The sequence below is a fragment of the Niallia oryzisoli genome, assembly GCF_036670025.1.
GTDB lineage: Bacteria > Bacillota > Bacilli > Bacillales > Cytobacillaceae > Bacillus_BD > Bacillus_BD oryzisoli.
In genome coordinates this window covers 560,888-580,674 of the sequence record NZ_CP137640.1, presented here as the reverse complement: position 1 = coordinate 580,674, position 19,787 = coordinate 560,888, and the positions used below count along the sequence as shown (strand labels likewise).

At 37.4% G+C, this 19,787-nt stretch carries 17 protein-coding genes and 2 pseudogenes; 9 read left to right on the top strand and 10 right to left on the bottom strand.

The features are described 5' to 3' along the window. Window positions 1-55: 55 nt before the first annotated feature. The 7 genes and pseudogenes from R4Z09_RS02875 to R4Z09_RS02845 all read left to right on the top strand — a co-directional run bounded on the left by R4Z09_RS02875 (window position 56) and on the right by R4Z09_RS02845 (window position 7,661). Complete coding sequence (locus R4Z09_RS02875) at window positions 56-1,069, top strand: PdxA family dehydrogenase (RefSeq protein ID WP_338450888.1); 1,014 nt, start codon at window positions 56-58, stop codon at window positions 1,067-1,069. A gap of 23 nt (window positions 1,070-1,092) precedes the next feature. Next, on the top strand, window positions 1,093-2,340 hold the full coding sequence (locus R4Z09_RS02870) for an aromatic ring-hydroxylating dioxygenase subunit alpha (protein WP_338450887.1): 1,248 nt from the start codon (window positions 1,093-1,095) through the stop codon (window positions 2,338-2,340). Between the two features lie 21 nt (window positions 2,341-2,361). Beyond that, a complete protein-coding gene (locus R4Z09_RS02865; protein ID WP_338450886.1) occupies window positions 2,362-2,853 on the top strand; it encodes an aromatic-ring-hydroxylating dioxygenase subunit beta in 492 nt (163 codons plus the stop codon). Window positions 2,854-3,154: 301 nt separating this feature from the next. Then, window positions 3,155-4,429, top strand: a complete 1,275-nt coding sequence (locus R4Z09_RS02860; protein ID WP_338450885.1) for an MFS transporter — start codon at window positions 3,155-3,157, stop codon at window positions 4,427-4,429. Between the two features lie 516 nt (window positions 4,430-4,945). Beyond that, a pseudogene (locus R4Z09_RS02855) lies at window positions 4,946-5,206 on the top strand (benzoate/H(+) symporter BenE family transporter); the annotation flags it as partial. Between the two features lie 100 nt (window positions 5,207-5,306). Further along, entirely contained in the window at window positions 5,307-6,173 is an 867-nt protein-coding gene (locus R4Z09_RS02850; RefSeq protein WP_338450884.1) for a benzoate/H(+) symporter BenE family transporter, read from the top strand. A 246-nt stretch (window positions 6,174-6,419) separates the two neighbouring features. Then, the gene (locus tag R4Z09_RS02845) at window positions 6,420-7,661 is read left to right on the top strand and encodes an MFS transporter (RefSeq protein WP_338450883.1); all 1,242 of its coding nucleotides are present in this window, start codon (window positions 6,420-6,422) and stop codon (window positions 7,659-7,661) included. Window positions 7,662-8,144: 483 nt separating this feature from the next. Here the strand turns inward: R4Z09_RS02845 and R4Z09_RS02840 are convergent. The 4 genes and pseudogenes from R4Z09_RS02840 to R4Z09_RS02825 form a co-directional block, all read right to left on the bottom strand. Next, window positions 8,145-8,954, bottom strand: a pseudogene (locus R4Z09_RS02840) (DNA/RNA helicase domain-containing protein); the annotation flags it as partial. Window positions 8,955-9,112: 158 nt separating this feature from the next. Further along, complete coding sequence (gene rlmD / locus R4Z09_RS02835) at window positions 9,113-10,486, bottom strand: 23S rRNA (uracil(1939)-C(5))-methyltransferase RlmD (protein ID WP_338450882.1); 1,374 nt, start codon at window positions 10,484-10,486, stop codon at window positions 9,113-9,115. A 160-nt stretch (window positions 10,487-10,646) separates the two neighbouring features. Then, on the bottom strand, window positions 10,647-11,702 hold the full coding sequence (locus tag R4Z09_RS02830) for a metallophosphoesterase (RefSeq protein WP_338453189.1): 1,056 nt from the start codon (window positions 11,700-11,702) through the stop codon (window positions 10,647-10,649). Between the two features lie 113 nt (window positions 11,703-11,815). Next, window positions 11,816-11,938 carry a hypothetical protein gene (locus R4Z09_RS02825; RefSeq protein WP_338450881.1) on the bottom strand — a complete coding sequence of 41 codons (123 nt, stop codon included), beginning with the start codon at window positions 11,936-11,938 and terminating at the stop codon, window positions 11,816-11,818. Window positions 11,939-12,245: 307 nt separating this feature from the next. Between R4Z09_RS02825 and R4Z09_RS02820 the strand changes: the two genes are divergently transcribed. Further along, on the top strand, window positions 12,246-12,836 hold the full coding sequence (locus tag R4Z09_RS02820; protein ID WP_338450880.1) for a hypothetical protein: 591 nt from the start codon (window positions 12,246-12,248) through the stop codon (window positions 12,834-12,836). A 202-nt stretch (window positions 12,837-13,038) separates the two neighbouring features. On the opposite strand, the gene R4Z09_RS02815 is transcribed toward R4Z09_RS02820, so the two are convergent. The 5 genes from R4Z09_RS02815 to R4Z09_RS02795 form a co-directional block, all read right to left on the bottom strand. Further along, window positions 13,039-13,953, bottom strand: a complete 915-nt coding sequence (locus R4Z09_RS02815) for a diacylglycerol kinase (protein ID WP_338450879.1) — start codon at window positions 13,951-13,953, stop codon at window positions 13,039-13,041. Window positions 13,954-14,230: 277 nt separating this feature from the next. Continuing rightward, complete coding sequence (locus R4Z09_RS02810) at window positions 14,231-15,529, bottom strand: hemolysin family protein (protein ID WP_338450878.1); 1,299 nt, start codon at window positions 15,527-15,529, stop codon at window positions 14,231-14,233. 46 nt (window positions 15,530-15,575) lie between these two features. Beyond that, window positions 15,576-15,938, bottom strand: coding sequence for a MerR family transcriptional regulator (locus R4Z09_RS02805; RefSeq protein ID WP_338450877.1), 363 nt, complete (start codon window positions 15,936-15,938; stop codon window positions 15,576-15,578). Window positions 15,939-16,152: 214 nt separating this feature from the next. After that, entirely contained in the window at window positions 16,153-17,508 is a 1,356-nt protein-coding gene (locus tag R4Z09_RS02800; RefSeq protein ID WP_338450876.1) for a hemolysin family protein, read from the bottom strand. Between the two features lie 211 nt (window positions 17,509-17,719). After that, window positions 17,720-18,334: a PH domain-containing protein gene (locus tag R4Z09_RS02795; protein WP_338450875.1), complete on the bottom strand. Its 615-nt coding sequence runs from the start codon at window positions 18,332-18,334 to the stop codon at window positions 17,720-17,722. Window positions 18,335-18,522: 188 nt separating this feature from the next. Here R4Z09_RS02795 and plsY point away from each other — a divergent pair, with 188 nt between their 5' ends. Beyond that, window positions 18,523-19,140 (top strand): glycerol-3-phosphate 1-O-acyltransferase PlsY, encoded by a 618-nt coding sequence (plsY, locus tag R4Z09_RS02790; RefSeq protein WP_338450874.1) that lies wholly within the window; start codon window positions 18,523-18,525, stop codon window positions 19,138-19,140. A gap of 72 nt (window positions 19,141-19,212) precedes the next feature. Here the strand turns inward: plsY and R4Z09_RS02785 are convergent, their stop codons facing one another. Beyond that, window positions 19,213-19,773, bottom strand: coding sequence for a thioredoxin family protein (locus R4Z09_RS02785; protein WP_338450873.1), 561 nt, complete (start codon window positions 19,771-19,773; stop codon window positions 19,213-19,215). Window positions 19,774-19,787 lie beyond the last annotated feature (14 nt).

Below are 19,787 nucleotides of genomic sequence, written 5' to 3'. Positions count from 1 at the left end.
TATGAATAATTCAATAAATTATGATTATTCACAATTTGTCGCAAGGAGGTGTCAAATGGATTTAAAACCAGTTCTAGCCATTACTATTGGAGATGCTTCCGGGATTGGGCCGGAAATTTGCTTGAAGGCTTTACAAGACGAATCGGTATATAGATCTTGTAAACCTGTATTGATTGGGGATCTCAATATTCTTTCCTTTTATGTAGAAAGGCTTAAACTCCCATTTCAATTAAACCCAATCACGAAGATAAGCAATGCCAAATTTACCCCAGGAGTAATTGATCTTTTCCATTTGGATACGATTGATATGAACCGATTTCAATTCGGAGAAGGGAACTCCATGACAGGGAAGGCCATGGTGGATTATACAAAACTAGCTGTCGATTTAGCATTAAAGGGTGATGTAGATGCTGTAATAGGCGGACCACATACCAAATCAGCTGTTGAAAAAGCAGGAATTTTCTTTGACGGTTATCCAAGTTTAATTGCCCAACTAACCAACACAAAGGAAGAGGAAACGTTTTTGATGTTGGTCAGTGACCATTTTCGAGTTGTGAATGTTACCCTCCATGTTCCATTGCAAAGAGTATTAGAACTGATCAAGCATCCACTTGTCTTCAAGGCGATTCAGGCTTCCCATTATGCAGGAAGAATGTTGGGGATTCATGATCCAAAAATAGCTGTAGCGGGTCTAAATCCTCACGCTAGTGAAGGCGGGTTATATGGACAAGAGGAACAATTTGAAATTATTCCTGCTATTACCCAGGCTAAAGAGGCTGGAATGGATGTTAAGGGGCCTTTTGGCAGTGATATTCTGTTTGCTGAAATGGGGCATTACGATATTTATCTGGCCATGTATCATGATCAAGCCCATATTCCCATGAAAATGAAAGCGTTTAAGCAAATCTCTGCCCTTACAATTGGTACACCGATCCTTTTTTCATCCATTGGTCATGGAAGCGCACCGGATATTGCCGGTAAAGGAATAGCAGATCCATCCGGTTTATTGAAAACTATTCAACTGCTTTGTAATGTACAATCCAAGAAATCCGATAGTTACTATAAATAAACAATGAAAGGAACTTGATACTTATGACAACTGCAAACGAACCAAAAAAAGATGCTTTAATCTGGCCTGAGGAAGGCGAAAGCAGAGTACCTTATCAGGTTTATAATGATCCCGGAATTTACAAAAAAGAAATGGACAACATTTTTAGAGGATCAACATGGAACTATTTAGGCTTAGAGGTAGAAATTCCAAATAAGGGTGATTATAAAACGACTTTTATCGGAAATACACCCGTTGTTGTAACCCGAAATAGTGACGGTTCCATTCATGCTTTCGTCAATCGCTGTGCACATCGAGGCGCTACGGTTTGTATGGATACATGCGGGAATGCCAAAACATTGACTTGTGTTTATCATGCATGGGTCTATGATATGAAAGGCGATTTAAAAGGTGTCCCTTTCAAAAATGGAGTGAATGGGCAGGGCGGAATGCCGGAAGGATTTGATACAGGCAAACATTCTTTGCAAAAAGTTAAAGTAGATACCCATTTGGGTATAATCTTCGGTTCTTTTGATCACCAAATCGAACCAGTACAAGATTATTTAGGAGAAAAAATGTGCGGCTATTTGTCTCGAATCTTTAGCCGTCCTGTAAAAGTTCTTGGTTATCAACGCCAGGACATGAAAAATAATTGGAAGCTTTATTTTGAAAATGTGAAGGATTCTTATCATGCCAGCCTGTTGCATCTCTTTTTCTCTACCTTCGGTGTAAATCGTTTGTCACAGAAGGGTGGGATTGATTTGGATCCAACTGGCCGCCATCATGTAAGTTATACATATGGAAGTCTTAATGAAGACACGGACGTTTACAAAAACTCTGATTTGCGTTCTTATTCTTCCAAGTATCAACTGGAGGATCCTTCCCTCCTAGTAGGTCGTAATGAATTTACTGACGGGATTACTTTAGCGATTCAATCATTGTTTCCAAACATGGTGGTGCAGCAAATTCATAATGCTTTGGCTATTCGTCAACTTCTCCCGAAAGGAACAGATTCCTGTGAATTAGTTTGGACATACCTTGGTTTTGCTGACGATAGTGAGGAAATGACAAAAATTCGCTTAAAGCAATCCAATTTGGTAGGACCTGCAGGCTTTGTATCCTTAGAGGATGGCGGAGTTGGAGAGTTAGTGCAAAAAGGAATTGTAGGTGCAGATCAAGAACTTTCTTTTATCGAAATGGGAGGAACAGGGGTGGAAAGCCAGTCATTCCGAGCAACAGAAAGCTCCATCCGCGGTTTTTGGAAGAATTATAGACAATTCATGGGTTATTAAAATAGGAAAGGATGAAATGGGATGAAAGAATTACAATTGAAAGAGTTAAGTGCAGTGAAGGATGAAATTGAAGAACTCATTCATGCCTATGTGCAATGCATTGACGATAACCGTCTAGAAGAATGGCCGGAGTTTTTTACAGAAGATTGTCTCTATCAAATTATTTCACGGGAGAATTATGAACGAAATATGCCAGCCTCGATTATCTATTGTGATAGCAAAGGGATGCTCAAGGACCGAGTCACGGCGCACCGTCAGGCCAACATTTTTGAAAAACACGTATACCGCCACCTTGTAAGCAATATCCGGATTATTAATCAGGAAGAAGACGCCTATACGGTTCATACCAATTATGCCATTTTCCAAACTCGACTCGATGGATATTCTGAAGTATATAATGTGGGGAGATATATTGATACCGTTGTTTTCGAAGGTGGACAGGCGAAGTTCAAGGAAAAAAAGGCAGTATATGATTCATTGGTTATCCCTACTTTACTTGTAACCCCAATTTAAAATAAGAAGGGCTCGAAGTGGATTTATTTCCACTTCTTCCTTTTTTACTCTTCATGTGTCTTTTTGTTCTGCTTTTTTTATTCCATCTTACGCTTTATCAAGGTGAGTAAAAATGAAATTGAATAGATAGTAAAGATACTTGAAAGTAAGCACCGAAAAAAACAAAGAAATCACATTCATTCTGAAAGCGTTTTATATTCTAAACTTTTTACTTTATCACAATTTTCTGTAAGTATATAAATAATTACTACTTATAAAAGACAATTAAGTTAAATAAGCAAATAAAAAAGCGGGTGATTTAGTGGAAAAGAGTAATTCAAATCGGAATTGGCTTATCGTATTCGTCACATGTTTTGTGAGCCTCATTTTTGATGGGATGGATATGCAAATTCTTTCCTTATCAATTCCAAGTCTCATGGAGGAATTTCATATTAGCAAAGCGGCAGCAGGTTTACTAGGAACTTGGTCTTTAGTGGGCATGGCCATTGGCGGCATTTCTGGCGGGTGGTTATCAGATCGATATGGCCGGGTCCGTATCGCAGCTGTGATGATGGTCGTTTTCTCTGTTGGTACGACTTTACTAGCCTTTGTACAAACATACGAACAGTTTCTAGTAATTCGGACCATTTCGGCTATAGGGATTGGAGCGGAATATACAGTCATTACCATGCTTATGGCTGAGTATGTACCAACCAAAAAACGAACGACAATCCTTGGCTCCCTCCAAGCAGCCTATTCAGTAGGATTTTTAATCATAACCTTATTGGCCGGGTTGTTTTTGCCGAGTTTCGGCTGGCGATCACTTTACTTAGTAAATATTCTCCCTATCTTTCTTGCAATCTTTATAGCATATAAGATTCCAGAACCTAAAGGATGGAAAGAAAAAGAACCTAAGGCAAAAACAGTCAAGAAAAATGAATGGGCCACCTTGTTCAAAGATCCAAAAACGAGAAATACTTTCCTTTTATGGACAATAACCTCAATCTTTTTGCAGTTCGGTTATTTTGGTGTTGGTGTCTGGCTGCCTACTTATCTAGTAAGTGAATTAGGTTTTAACTATACGAAGATGACAGGATATCTTGTTGGAGCGTACTCAGCAATGATCTTAGGTAAGGTTATTACGGGTTGGTTGGCTGATAAATATGGCCGTCGTGCTATGTTTGTTTTTGGAGGTTTATCAACCGCTATTGCCTTGCCAGTTATTAATTATTATAATTCACCGGGTAATATTATTGTATTGCTTACAATATTAGGATTCCTTTACGGTGTTCCATACGCGGTCATTGCCACATACATGAACGAAAGCTTTCCAACCCAAATTCGGGGTACAGCTGTGGGCAGTTCATATAATATAGGACGATTCGGGGCAGCCATAGCACCCATCTTAATCGGAATTATAGCGGAAAGCTATTCAATTGGATTTGGCTTCGCTTTGCTGGGCATATCTTATGCACTTAGTGGGGTCCTTCCTGCTCTGTTTATTCGAGAAAAAATGTACGACCCCTTTGAAAATGAAAAAAATGCTCTACAGGAGCACTCAGAAAGCACTGAAAAAAATCAATCTTTGTATTCTTAATATCGCTAAGGGGCTGTCCAGAAAGTCAGATTGAGTGATCTTCTGGACAGCCCCTTTTTCATTGCTTCCCCCTCCTTTTCTAACCTTGGCTTATACCAAAAGTCCAAGGATTGTGCACAATATTATTTTTTTCTCAATAATTTTGCTTTATTTCTACCATAGTTTTTTCAGGCTTTGAGAAAGAGGGGGTCTTTTCTGACAGCTTTTTTATTTTGGATTCTAGAACAAGACAATATTATTAGCCAAGGCTAAGCTTAGATTGTTTAATAATTGGATTAGTTCAGAATAATTTATTGGATGGGTACAAAAGCATTTTTTAAAATTATCATAATAAAAGTAAAAATTGGTTCTATCGACATGTGGAAGTGCAATAATTGGTTCTTTAAGTACGATAGTAGTATGTTTTCTATTCTGAATATTCATAAAAATAGATAGATTCATATTTATAAGTAGTAAATAAAATGTGGAAGATAAATTGTCATGAAAGAAAATAATTTTTGGACAAATTTTTAAGATTTGAAACAGAATATAAAAGTAAACACGATCAGTGCAGGTTTAGTAGCAGCTATATTGGGGGGTACTGGCCCTGCATTAATTATTATTAATGGCGGTACAAACGGGGGGTTAACTTATGCTGAAACGATCAGTTGGCTATTCGCAGTTGATTTCTTTGGCGGATTACTTGGGATCTTTTTGGCATTAAAGTATCGCCAGCCCATTTCAGGTGCCTGCATCATTGCGGGTGCTATATTAGTGACGGGTGCTATATTAGTGACGGGTGCCTTAATACATTTTTCAATTAATGAAGCGATAGGCGCATATTTAGTAGTCCATATCTGTCATTCTTCTTGGTTTGTCAGGCTTAATCTACAAACTCATGAAGTTGATACTGGTTCCGATTGTGATGGGGATGATTGTTGGAGTAATGATCCGTTTTACAACAGAAATTATCACATCTGTTACCATTTCACCATTACTAGCAGCTTCAGCTATTTTAGTATTTTTGCTTTCATCACGATTCTCGAAAAAAGTTCCACCTGTTTTATCTGCATTAGTCGTAACTGTTTTATTGGCTTTCTTTACGAGTGAATTTAAGGTTGAGAATATTCATGATACAGTCATTCTCCCACAATTAATGGTGCCGCATTTAATCTTTGATGCCATTGTGTCGATTGGGATTCCGCTTGCCTTACTCATCCTTTGTTCGGAAAATGCTCGAGCAACTGGCGTATTAATGAATCAAGGATATAAACCTCCAAATACCGGGATGGCGATTTACGGTTCTATTGTTGGCCTGATGGCTTCATTATTCGGTGGACATGCAATTTATATCGCAGGACCGATGACAGCTATCTGTGCAGCAAAAGAAGTAGGCAAAAAAGAAAGCCGGTATGCAGCATCGGTTGCGAATGGAGTGTTCTTCTCACTATTTGGACTATTTGCTCTAATCGTTGTTCCCTTTATTGTGGCCATGTTGACTGTGATCATTAGTGTGAATGCCGGACTTGCTATGCTTGGAGTATTAATCAATTCGCTCAAGACGGCTTTTTTAAATAGTAAATTTCAAATGGGTGCTTTTTTTGCCTTCATTATTAGCATGTCAGGTGTGAACTTCTTTAATATCAGTGCGCCACTTTGGGCAATTGTTGGAAGCTTGTTTGTCTCGTTCCTTGTTGAAAAGGACCATTTTACATCGAGAACAAAGGTGGAAAGAGCGAAGGACTCAAAAGAAGAAACTGCTTGAAATGGTCTAACTAGTAGATCAAACTCTTAAAGATTATTTATATTCTGATTATGCATGTGGACCATATCAACATGTTTCTGACCTCCTTCCGTGAAATAAAAAGCCTTTTTTAGAAGGAAGGATTCAAGCTAGAGAATCCATATTATAGAAGATTAATATATATTCTCCTTGTATCTTTTATTCAATAAAACCACCCATTACATTAAACCTTGTATTTTACTATGGATAACAAAGAGAGGTAGCATTATGAATTCATTAAACCAATTGGATAAAAAACAGAAAATAGAATCCCATTCAAAGATTCGCAAGCAATCAGCTTCTTGGATAATTACTCTGGGCATTATTTTTATTGCCGTTAATTTACGTGCTCCTTTAATCTCTGTAGGACCTCTAGTAGATCTCATTCGGGATAATATGCAGATATCGAATACATTAGCTGGTATGATCACTACACTACCCTTACTCGCTTTTGCATTTTTTTCTCCTTTTGCTCCTAAATTAGGACGAAAGTTTGGAGTTGAATTAATACTTCTGATTGCTATCATCTTTCTAACCATTGGAATTATTATTCGCTCCCTGTCAGGAATTGCTAATTTATATATTGGTACGGCTGTCCTTGGATTGGCAATTGCTGTTTGTAATGTATTGTTGCCAAGCCTTATTAAACGAGAATTTCCCGAACGAATTGGCTTGATGACAGGTGTTTATGCCATTTCTATGAACCTTTTTGGTGCAATAGCTGCTGGTATCAGTGTTCCCATTGCCATTGGATTAGGATATGGATGGCAGGGTGCATTAGGAATTTGGGGGATTCTGAGTTTCGTATCCATTTTATTCTGGTTACCTAAACTGAAACGTCGTGATATGAAAACATCTACCGCTAATCATCAAACAGCTTACAATAATGTGAATTTATGGCGTTCCAAACTTGCTTGGCAAGTAACTTTGTTTATGGGGCTGCAATCTACAGTGTTTTATGTGCTTGTAGCATGGCTACCTGAAATCTTAAAGCAACAAGGAGTAAGTTCGGATCAATCAGGCTGGTTACTTTCTATTATGCAGTTAGTCGTACTTCCATTTACTTTTATCGTTCCTATCATCGCGGGACGTATGTCCAATCAACGTCTATTAGTGACCATTACATCTATTTCTCTTTTAATTGGAAACGTTGGGTTAATTTATGGAAGTTTGAATTTTATTGTTTTATGGATTGTTATGCTAGGAATAGGGGGAGGATTTTCCTTTAGTCTAGCGATGATGTTTTTCAGCTTACGCACAAAGAATGCCGGGCAAGCAGCAGAATTGTCCGGCATGGCTCAATCAGTCGGATATTTACTTGCTGCTATTGGTCCAATGTTCTTCGGCTATCTACATGATATAACCAATAGCTGGACGATTCCACTTTTGATATTGGTTGGTGTATCGGTTCTGCTCTTTATAGTTGGTCTCGGTGCAGCTAAAAATCAATATGTATGTTCTCGCAAATAGGTAAAATGGACAACCCTATAAAGTAGGCAGCCTTAAAAGACTATGCAGCCATCACGACTTGGTATTCTACCAGGGTATGATGGTTCAGTTGTTTCTAGTGTTTAAACAAAAATAAGCGATACACATTCAATTAGAAATCGGGTCATATAATGCAGAGATATCTGCAAAAGGACTAATAAAATTGGTATAAAAGGTTAAAGTATTCATCATGGTTCCATCAAAACTTACTTCCTTTAAAGGTGTTATTCAAAAATATCGCCTTTTAATGGAGGCGTTCTTTAATATCTTTATTGTATTTAAACTTCTTAATATTCAACCATAAAAAAGGGCAATAACTAATTTTCCTTTAAAAAAGATTACAAAGCACATGTACCAGTCCCGTATAGATGAATTAAGTAAGGAGTTCAGCCATAACTATATCGACAGCATCCATACCACTGGAAACATGATTTTCAAGGCGAAATGCTCGCATTAAAATGGTCTGACTTTAAAATCATAGCCTTTTAGTAATCCTTTTTCATAGACAGCAACATCGTTTGCAATCTGTAAATAATTTCGTAACCATGCTAAATATTGGTCCCCAGACTTCAAACGAAACTGTTTACGTAAAATTTGCGTTTTATAATCCGCTGTCAGTTGTTTAAAGCGAGCGGTATCTATATCCGCTGGGCGAATAGTTTGATACTGATCATACACAACCGTTAAATGATATGCATAATCTGAAATCAATTCTAACTCAGTTGTATGACCATCAGCAGTGATCAAATGTTTTAAATCCCTAGCTTGCTTCCCAAAATACTGCTTTAAACGGTGCGCTTCATCAACAAAGACATATTTAAATTTATCACCTTTACCCTTTGCCTTTTTAATAAATGGCGAAGGTGATAATTACCGTAATGCCTTGTAAATCAACTTTTCGAATTAAGTCTTTATATGAACTTAATGAATGGTTTTGCGGAATAACAAGTGCCACATCTTCACGATCAAAACCTTCACGATCTTTACCAGTTGCTTGGTCATAAACGAGCACATATAGAATGTTCGTCAAGACTATTGTTTTCCCTGTACCTGGATCTCCAGTAATTAAGTGTCTGCTTTCAGATCTAGTAAGCATCGCTTCTAAGATGTCTTGACAAACTTTTATTTGATTTGAAGAGAGCACCTTAAATGGTGAATACTTGTAGATAAATTTATTGTGGATCTCCTCTAACCACTCGCTAGCAACCCCTTCGAGAATAAGCTTATCCCAAATTTTCACGTCATGTTATTTTCAATTCCGTTGTAAGAATGTATATTCTAATCTAGGGGACTACTTAGAGACACATATCCAAGCTGTCCTATCTCGCTCGCAGCCTAGAGATCAGGTGCTGCTTTTTCATCTACATATTTTTAAAAATTAAAAGAGCCTCCTCACTCAGGAAAGGCTCTTTTACTCACTGTTACATCTATAATTAATCTTTTCTTACAAGTAGTGAACAGCACTCCACATGTGTCGTCTGCGGAAACATATCCACCGGCTGCACTTCAACAGTCTTATACCCGCCGTCTTCTAGAATTCTCAAATCACGTGCAAGTGTTGCTGGGTTGCAGGAGACATAAACTACTTTTTTTGGTTTCATTTGAATAATAGTTTGCAGCAATGCCTCGTCACAGCCTTTGCGCGGCGGGTCGACTACAAGGACGTCGGCGACATTTCCTTCTTCATACCACTTCGGTATGACGACCTCCGCTTCTCCAGCCGCAAATTCTGCGTTCGTTATACCATTTAATGCAGCATTCCGCTTTGCGTCTTCAATCGCTTCAGGAACAACTTCTACTCCAAACACCTTCTTAGCCTTTTGAGCTAAAAATAACGAGATCGTTCCGATGCCACAATACGCGTCGATGACCGTTTCTTCTCCACTTAAATCGGCATATTCTAGAGCTTTGTTATAAAGCACCTTTGTCTGGTCAGGATTTACTTGGTAAAAAGACAAGGCAGAAATGGCGAACTTCACATCACCAATATAGTCATATATGACTTCATTTCCCCAAAGCACCTTTGTTTTCTCTCCAAGAATCACATTTGTCCGTTTTGAATTAACATTCTGTACGATTGACTTTACCTTAGGAAGCCGTGCCACAATTTCCTCGACTAACTTATTTTTATGTGGAATATCTGATGTTCTTGTAACGATAACAACCATGAGCTCACCCGTTTGCTTACCGAAGCGAGCCATGATGTGGCGGAGATCGCCTTTATGTGACTCCTCATGGTAAGCAGGAATCCTTAGTTCATTGCAAATTTCCTTCACAGTTTGCACGGCCTCATTTATTTCTGACAGTTGAATTAAACTTTCATCCGTGTCGACGATTTCATGACTTCTTGGCTTAAAAAAGCCGGCAATCAGCTTGCCCTCTTTTTCGCCTACAGGTACCTGTGCTTTGTTTCGATAATGCCACGGATGGTCCATTCCTAATATCGGATGAACCTTAACATCGTCAAGCTTCCCGATTCGTGTGAGCACCTGCCGGACCTGATTTTCCTTGTACTTCAATTGTCCCTCATAGCTGATATGCTCAAGCTGGCAGCCGCCATATTTATGCAGCTCACTTTTGGGAATCTCTATTCGATCCGGACTTTTGTCATAAAGTTCCATTAATCGTCCAAAGCCGTAACCTTTATTCACCTTTATTACCTTAATTTTTGCCTTTTCACCTGGCAGTCCGTTAGGGACGAACAACGGATAGCCGTCTACCTTCGCAACCCCTGCCCCATCATGGGTTAAATCCTCAAAGACTACATCTATGTAATCATTTTTTTTAACTGGAATTGTTTTTATCATTTTTTTCTTCCTTTGCACGATTTTGACTAGCAAAATTGTATCATAAATCATTATGAATAAGGAAATTTCATATTAAAAGGTGTCAGGCACACAAAAAGACAAATTAGCTTATTTTGTCTTCTTGTGGTGCCTGACACTTTCGGACAGCCCCTAATGTTTATTACTTACCATATTTAATATGCAACTGATTGTCATCTATATCGTTATCACTGGACATACTCATAATATATTGCTTTTGAAAACTATCAGGTGCTTCGGACCATAATTGATAACCTGCGCTTTTCATAACATCTTGTGATTTTTTATTTTCGGTTCCGGCAAAGTATCTGACATTTAATATTTCCATAACCGCAGACATGGAAGTAATGTCCGTTTCCGAGGAGTTTGTTTCAAAATGATTCAAATGTTTAACCTTGATTCCGTTCACCTTTGCCCATTTTTCCACATCCACTTTTGCTGTATGGTAGTCCATCGCCTGATCTTTGGCAGAGTAGGTCAAAACACCGTATTGATGCGGATTAACTGCAAGTGACCCTGTAACAATATCATACAATGTATCGCTGCCGTTATTGTACGAGCTAATATCCTGCGTATGAATATGACCGCTTAAGACAAGATTTAAATGTCTTTCTTGAAATAAACTCAGCGCCTCCTCATTATTATTTAATGTGAAGCCCTTTCGAATCATTTCACTATGATTAATTATATTATGGTGCATCACCGGAATGATTTTAGCCTCTTTTGCCTCTGCCAAATCGCTGAATGCCTTAATCCATTCCAGCGTATCCGGGCTCAATTTACCATCTGTCTGGGGAAATCCAATCATATAATTATTTTTGTATTGACTTGTATCCAACATCAATAACCAAACATCTTCAGATGGAACTGCCAAATAGCCTAGTGTCTTCTCATCATCATTTGAAATAGCCTCATCATAACCAAAATCGGCATAGATGTTTCGAAATTCATTTTCATCGATGATATCTGTAGTATATTGATTATCTCCTTTAAAGCTTCGAGCCCAAGGATTTGATATATCATGGTTTCCAGGAATCACATAGACAGAAGTCCCACTCTCTTCTATTCTCTTTACTTTTTTGCCAAATCGATATGACTTTCTTTTTCTTCCATTATTCGTGAGATCTCCACTGACAATAAGAACATCAGGCTTCCTTTTTTCAACCTCATATGAAAAGGCATTGGTGATTTCCTCAATATCATTTAGTTGTTTGCCATCACCTAGTCCTCAAAGGCTTTCCCATTATCAGTTCGCTTCTTAGATAAGTAATGAATATCTGTCGTTATGTACATGCTGATATCTTGGCCCGATTAAATTGGTCCCTTATTCGTTTTTGCTTCTTTCTCACCTTTTGCCCCTTGGAATGTGTAACTCCAGCCTAATAAACATAGAACGAAAACAACCAATATTATAAAGGCAAATTTTTTCTTCATTATCATATCATCTTCCTTAACTATATAGGCTGCCTATGAATAGTCATCAAATTATTATATTACAACTATATCACATGTGAGTTTCATCACAAACTATGATAGCGCTTTATTTTTTTACTGAGTTTCGAACCCTTCCGAAACCTTAGCTGGTAAGGGTTTTACCAACTTTTTGTCTATCTTGTGATTGCTCATTTTCGAGAAATTAATGACATCATTTGGAAATTGATTGATTAAAACTATTAAAATTATATAATTTTATGTGTAAGTATTTACAAACATATTCTTACAACAAAAGGAGAGGTCACACATGAAAAAATTCTTATCACTTGCTTTAGCTTTAGGTCTTGTTGGATTATTTGCAGGATGTTCAAATGACGCAGCTTCAGGAGATACCGCTAAAGACACAGACACTACTAAAACTGAAACTGCTACTACGTCCACTGGCGACATTAAAATGGGAAGAGTGAATTATGCTGCACACGGAGATAAATCATTTGCTGTAGCAGTAGTTGCAATGGAAGGCGATAAGATTGTTGGAGCTTCATTAGACGAATTCCAATTCATGGATAAAACAGCAGATGGTGTCACTCCAGTACCTAATGCTGATGGCGCGTTTGCTGAGGGGTTTAAAGATGCTAACAAACCACTTGCTTCCAAACTAGACAGTTCTAAATATTACAGCTCACATATGGCAGAGGCAGCTGGATCTACTAAAACGGTTGAAGAAAACTATGGTGCGATTGAAGATTATGTTATAGGAAAAACCGTTGCTGAATTAGAAGAAACACTGAAGGCGAACGAAGGCGAAAAAATGCTTGACGTTGTAAGTGGTGCAACATTAGTAGATACACACGGTTATGTTTCAGCATTGGTGGAAGCTGCTAAATCCGTAAAATAATCATTGATAAAACTGGCTTTTACTACTCTTATGTAAAAGTAAACTATACTATATAGGACTAGGGAGAATTTCTCACTAGTTCTTTTTATTACACTCAATAATTTTGATAAAAATACAGACTGAGGCATTAGAAGAAACCCGCTCTTAACAAGAACGAGTTTCCTTTTATTCCGCCATATTCGGCGTTTATCACTGCACCTAGTTAAGTTGGGCGGTCTTCCTCTCTGATTTGATCAAGAGGAACAAAAACTTCTAAGTGACGATAGAGATTGACGAACTCTGCCGGAAGCAGACCTCCGTATTCACCATCGAGATTTAATTGCACCGTTTCTTCTGATAAAACCTTAATTCTGTTTGCCTGCGTATAAATAACCTTTGGGTCATTGATATGCTCACCGCGAAGGGCAAGAGTCGCGATCCTAATAAAATCTGCCAAATTTGTCTTTGTCAAAATGAGCAAGGAGAACAATCCATCATTTATCGATGAATTAGGAGCCAGCTTTTCAAAGCCGCCGACAGAATTCGTTAATCCGACGAGAAATAGCATGACCTCTCCTTCAAATATTTTTCCATCATATTCAATGCTGACCTGTGTCGCCTTAATGGATGGCAGCATTTCCATGCCCTTTAAATAATATGCAAGCTGGCCTAGCATCGTTTTCAATTTACTAGGAACATCATAAGTAAGCTCCGTTAAACGGCCGCCGCCTCCTATATTGATGAAATATTTATCATTCATTCGACCAATATCAACGGGGATTGTCTCACCCCTTGCAATAATCTCAGCGGCCGCCACAATATCCCGGGGGATATGTAACGCCCTTGCAAAATCATTGGTCGTTCCCACTGGAATGATCCCCAGCTTCGGGCGGTATTCCTGCTCAGCCAGCCCGTTTACAACTTCATTAATAGTTCCATCTCCACCCGCTGCCACTACAAGATCATAGCGGCGTTCAACGGCAATCCGTGCTGCATTTATACCATCCCCGGGGCCGGTTGTTGCATGGGTTGATGTCTCGTATCCAGCCTTTTCAAGCGTTTCCAATACATCAGGAAGATGCTTGCGAAATGCCTCACGCCCAGAAGTTGGATTATAAATAATTCTTGCTCTTTTCATACCCATCATCCTAATATAAGTACTTAATACAAGTTTTCCATTTACCATAATAACTAAAAGACATCAACTTATCAAATTTTACCAACTTCGCCTGTACTGACCAAAATGGTTAAGCAAAAGGCAAAAGATAATTTTATCTATTTAATCAATCATTTGTTTGATATGTATGTTCGTGTATTTTTAAAGAAAAAGGAAAACAAAAATGAAGAACCTGAAATCAGATTCTCCATTTCGTATTATTATTACTTCATAAGGATGTTATGAACCTTTCGGAACCTTATGATACTTTTTTCACTTCCAAATAGTGAATATGATGGCCATCAATTTCGTGTACTTTAAATAAATAACCCTCGGTTTCTATTTCTGCTCCAATTTGCACATCGAAGTTTTTTGCTAAAAACCAACCGCCCATTGTATCCATATCTTCATCAGATAAATTCGTTCCTAATAAATGGTTTGCATCCTCAATAAGAAGTTTACCGTCTATAATAAAATGATTTTCCCTTACTTTACGAATTTCGGGAACTTCATCTTCATCAAATTCATCTCTAATTTCTCCTACAATTTCCTCAAGAATATCTTCAACCGTAACTAAACCAGATGTTCCTCCATACTCATCTATTAAAATGGCAATGTGTTTTCTTTCTTTTTGCATTTTAACTAATAAATCATGGATAGGGATGCTTTCTATCACTCTGATAACTGGATTAATATATGACTCTACTTTAAAGTCTTCATTGCTGTTTTTCTTCATAATTTTAGCCGTTAATAATTCTTTCGCATTGATAAAGCCAAGGACATTATCTTTATCGCCATTTACGACCGGATAGCGTGTATAGTTTTCCTGCTTGATAGTATTCAAAACATCACTAAATGTATCTTCAAACGAGATGCTAACAATCTCTGTACGAGGCACCATGATTTCTCTAGCCGTTCTTTCGTCAAACTCAAAGATGTTATTCACATACTTTAGTTCACTTTTATTAATTTCTCCACTTTTATAGCTTTCAGATAGTAATATACGAAGTTCTTCTTCAGAGTGGGCTGCCTCATGCTCTGACGCCGGTTTTAGTCCAAAGATTCCAACGATCAGACGTGCAGAACCATTTAATAACCAGATGAAAGGGTACATCAATTTATAAAACAAAATAATCGGGGCAGCAAATAAAAGAGTAACAGCCTCAGCCTTTTGAATAGCCACCGTTTTTGGTGCTAGTTCTCCTATTACAACATGTAAAAAAGTAACTAAAGCAAAGGCAATACCAAATGATAAAATATGTGTAATCGATTCATTTAAATGCATTGCGGCAAATACTGGGTGTAAAATCTTTTCTACTGTTGGTTCACCTAACCAACCTAACCCTAATGCAGTAACGGTAATGCCCAACTGACAAGCAGATAAATATTCATCTAAATGGGAGATTACCTTCTTTGCAGAAAGCGCTCCTTTTTTTCCTTCACCTATAAGTTGGTCAATTCTTGATACACGTACCTTTACCATAGCAAATTCCGTTGCCACAAAAAACGCTGTTAAAACAATCAATAATGCAATTAAAATTAAGTTAATCGTTATCAATAAGCAGTCTTACTTGAGTAAGACCTACACCTCCTAAAATAAATGCTTAATTAAGTAATATAAGTAATGTCTGTATTAAGGACAAACTTTCGTGAGTGATATTCTTTTTAACGAATTCAATATTCTTTATATCACTTTTATCCATATGAGCTAAAACATCAGCTACATCCTTTTCTAGGCCTTTTATTTTCAGTCTCAATTCGAGTACATCGATTTCTTCTGTATCCTTCTCTAAAATCCTTTTCTTAATTTCATCTAATGACGAACCGTCCTTTTTACATTGCTCAATAAAGTGTAATCGTTCAATAGCAGATTTGTCATAATAACGATAATTTGAAGCGGAACGTTCTGCTTCTAATAAACCAAGATTAGTATAGTGGTCAATCGTTCTTTTCGTCACATTCGCCATGTCTGCTAGCTCTCCGATTTTCAGCTTCTCAGCCCCATTTTAAAACCTCCAAACTATAACGTGATGGTTATGACAGAAAAATACGTTGAAACATTTTTCTTATCCATTACTACGTAAGGAACCTATAAAAGGTTTCAAACTTTTTACGATTGGCTCCATTTCCCTAAATCTGAGGCTTTTTCATTTAGGAAAATGCCTCAGATTTTGCAAATATCTAAATGATAAGTTCTTTTTCCTCTTTTCTTTCACTATTACTATTGTTAAATTCAACTTCGTTAATCGTTATGACAACCTTCTCGATTCGGTTTTCCGAAACCTCTGATACCTCAAATAAAAGATTTTTATAGTATATCGCCGGCCGTTCTTCAAGAGCAGGAAAATATCCGATCTCACTAATTAAAAAGCCATTCAGCGTATCAAAATTTTCTACAGACAGGTCAACGTTTAATATTTTCTCTAGCTTACTAATGTTTGTAATGCCTTCAACAGAATATTTATTCTCAGCTAATTGTTTAATTTCATCCTCCTCAGGACCATCCATTTCACTTGAGATTTCCCCTACAATCTCTTCAATCACATCCTCAATGGTGACAAGTCCTTCTGTACCACCGTATTCGTCCAGAACAATGGCAATATGGACATTATTCTTCTTCATATCTGAAAATAACGTATCTACACTTTGTGTTTCTAGGACAAAATATGGTTTACGGATTAAATTTCTTAAGTCGAATGCTTTTTCATTCCCCTGGTCCATAAATTGAAATAAGTACTTCACATGAAATATTCCAATAATATTATCAAAATCACCTTCATAAACTGGGAATCTCGTATACTTCTCCAAATTTACTCTTTCCACTGTTTCTTGCAAACTTGCATCCACGGGAAGCGCAACCATATCAGTCCGGTGTGTAACAATGTCAGAAACCATTTTATCGTTAAATTCAAAGATATTATTAATCATTAATTTTTCTTCTTCTTGAATGGTACCGCGTTCACTGCCTACATCCACCATCATTCTTATTTCTTCTTCCGTTGCCTCTTCGTTTTTTGCATTTGGATCAACACCAAACAGACGAATAACCGTATTGGTCGTAAAGGTTAATAGTTTTACTAAGGGAAGGCAAATTTTGAATAAAAAAGTAAGTGGTCTTACAGCAAAATTTGCAATGGGTTCAGCCTTTTGCAGTGCAAGCTGCTTTGGTACCAGCTCACCAAAAACTAGTGTAATGAAAGAAAGAAATATGGTTATGACTACAACGGAAGCTGTATCAAGCACCTTTAACTCCAGCGGTGTTCCTACCTCATATAAAAACTGTGCTAATGGACCCGCGAAGAAATCAGCCGCAAAAGCACTCGCCAAAAATCCTGCAAGTGTAATACCAATTTGAATGGTACTAAGAAATCGGCTAGGTTCTGAAATGAGATTGAGCAGCATTTGTGCTTTTCTATCCCCATCTGCAGCCATTCGTCTGACTTTGTTATCATTTAATCCAACCAATGCCATCTCAGATGCAGCGAAAAATGCATTTAGTAAAATTAGTACAATAAGTGTTAGGATTGCGACCGTCAATAGATAGACCTCCAAATAAAATTCTAAACCATAACGTGATAGTTTTATAATGGATTATATATACATGCATACCGTTTATCAATTTTTACGAACCAAATGGATAAAAGTTTCACTGCATGATGAATATTTGATATGTAGATAAAAAAATAGTCAACTGATTATTATCTTCACATTACAAAAGGGGTCTGAAAATCAGACCCCTTTAAAGTTATTAGTTATTAATAAATTTCTCAAACACATAGCCAAAGTCTTTTACTTTGTATTTTTTTCTGCTTTCCATCAGCCAATTAAAGGCTGTGTCATTTATTTGCTTGAAATTATCAACCATATTTTCACCGTCAACCGCAGAACGGCCTAAAGTGTTGGAAGCGAGATTTAAACTTTGTTCTGCATATTGCAGTGATAGTGCATTCTCCCGGCATATTTCAGCTATGGAGATTAACGCCTTATAGAGGTCCTTTAACTCTTCGATATGCTTTTTATGTACATCGATGGAGAAAGGAATAGAACCAATTGTGAATTTAATTTCAACATCTAAATCAACCGTACCTGCTGTTTCAAGCACCACAGCTGAAATGCTGTGTTCAGCATAACTATAGCGGCGTAAGGATCTTTTTTTACTTACAGCACTTGTGCCGTCCAGATGGATAAGAGCTCTATTGGTAAAACAATACTCATCTGTCTTTGATTTAATCAAAAAATAGATCTTTTCATTCTCTTCATGCATCACATAATCGTCAGCATCTACTTTATCATAATCTACCGGTTTAATGACACTTCCAATATCACTTAATCCAAGTACATCGGCTGCTACTTTCTTAAACATCTCTCCATCTCCAATCCAATTTTATTATTTCCTACTTATTCCATATTAACATTATAGAACAAATTGCTAGACTGTTGTTTCCAAACTCTTTTCTATTTTATGAAGAAATTGAAAAAAATAACTTCTATTTTTTAATTCTTTTTATTACATTTGAATATATAAGATAAGCTATATTAAAGGATGATCCTATGACATTATTTATTTCTATTCTGGCTTATGTAATTGGCTCATTTCCGACTGCATTAATCGTAGGACGGGTTTTCTTTAACATTGATATTCGCGAGCATGGAAGTAATAATCCGGGTGCAACCAATACACTCAGAGTACTGGGAAAAAGGGCGGCCATCTTTGTCCTACTCGTTGATGTCGGAAAAGGCGCATTAGCAGCTTCATTACCATTCCTGTTTCACATCGATATGAATCCGCTTTACCCCGGTCTAATTGCTGTAATCGGCCATTGTTTTCCTGTCTTTGCTGGATTTAGGGGTGGGAAGGCCATCGCAACTACTGCAGGTGCACTGCTTGTCACGAATATTTGGCTATTTTTTATAACTTATATAACCTTTATTCTCGTTATTATGATTACCAAATACGTCTTTTTTGGCTCTATTTCAGTCGGGATCGTCTTGCTTCTTTATTCCATTATGGAGGCTGGTTCCGAAAATGATATCCTCTTTATCATTTTCCTGTTGCTACTCATTTTTCTTCATCGGACAAACATTCGCAACTTTATCAACCACCAAGAGCCGAAAATTAACGATAAAAACTTAGCCAAAGACCGCATCAAATCAAAAAAAATCCAATAACAGAAAAGATGTCAGGCACCATCAAAAGACAAATGAAGCCATTTTGTCTTTTTACGGTGCCCGACACTCCGTTTATTCAATTTTTGATAATACTGCTAAGATACTTCCTGCAACGGTATGCCAGAGCTCTTCCTCCTGCTGATATCGTTGCCTTAACTGCATGTACATTTCCATTTGCTTGTCTTTAAAATCAGGACTTTCCTGATCAGGCAGCTTGCTTCGTTCACTTGTTACAAGCTCCTGCAGCATTTCTGCTCTCGGTCCCCAGACTGCTTTTTCCTTTCCATTCTGGTCGATAAAGATAAAAATAGGAATCGATCTTGATGTTCCGTTTGTTAAATACTGGTCTATTAACTCAAGATTTTGGTCACGTAAAATAAATCGAACCTCAATACCAGCTTCATCGGCAAGGTTTAATAAAATTGGGTTATTCAACATGGCATCGCCGCACCAATCCTCTGATATGACTATAACCTTTAGCCCCTTATTTTTTATAACTTGGATTTTTTCCTTTTCTTCATTGCTCAATGAATATTCGGAGTAAATTTTATTCATCTCTTCCTTATTCACTTTCATTCCAGCTGTATATTCTTCTGTTGTCAGCCCTTTATTAAACCAATCTAATAGTTCCATTCTCTTTCACCTCT

Bases quoted from the DNA above. Each gene is read 5' to 3' on its own strand.
- R4Z09_RS02875 (WP_338450888.1), top strand. From the start codon at position 56: ATGGATTTAAAACCAGTTCTAGCCATTACTATTGGAGATGCTTCCGGG.
- R4Z09_RS02870 (WP_338450887.1), top strand. From the start codon at position 1,093: ATGACAACTGCAAACGAACCAAAAAAAGATGCTTTAATCTGGCCTGAG.
- R4Z09_RS02865 (WP_338450886.1), top strand. From the start codon at position 2,362: ATGAAAGAATTACAATTGAAAGAGTTAAGTGCAGTGAAGGATGAAATT.
- R4Z09_RS02850 (WP_338450884.1), top strand. From the start codon at position 5,307: ATGAAGTTGATACTGGTTCCGATTGTGATGGGGATGATTGTTGGAGTA.
- R4Z09_RS02845 (WP_338450883.1), top strand. From the start codon at position 6,420: ATGAATTCATTAAACCAATTGGATAAAAAACAGAAAATAGAATCCCAT.
- rlmD (WP_338450882.1), bottom strand. From the start codon at position 10,486: ATGATAAAAACAATTCCAGTTAAAAAAAATGATTACATAGATGTAGTC.
- R4Z09_RS02825 (WP_338450881.1), bottom strand. From the start codon at position 11,938: ATGAAGAAAAAATTTGCCTTTATAATATTGGTTGTTTTCGTTCTATGT.
- R4Z09_RS02820 (WP_338450880.1), top strand. From the start codon at position 12,246: ATGAAAAAATTCTTATCACTTGCTTTAGCTTTAGGTCTTGTTGGATTA.
- R4Z09_RS02815 (WP_338450879.1), bottom strand. From the start codon at position 13,953: ATGAAAAGAGCAAGAATTATTTATAATCCAACTTCTGGGCGTGAGGCA.
- R4Z09_RS02805 (WP_338450877.1), bottom strand. From the start codon at position 15,938: ATGGCGAATGTGACGAAAAGAACGATTGACCACTATACTAATCTTGGT.
- R4Z09_RS02795 (WP_338450875.1), bottom strand. From the start codon at position 18,334: ATGTTTAAGAAAGTAGCAGCCGATGTACTTGGATTAAGTGATATTGGA.
- plsY (WP_338450874.1), top strand. From the start codon at position 18,523: ATGACATTATTTATTTCTATTCTGGCTTATGTAATTGGCTCATTTCCG.
- R4Z09_RS02785 (WP_338450873.1), bottom strand. From the start codon at position 19,773: ATGGAACTATTAGATTGGTTTAATAAAGGGCTGACAACAGAAGAATAT.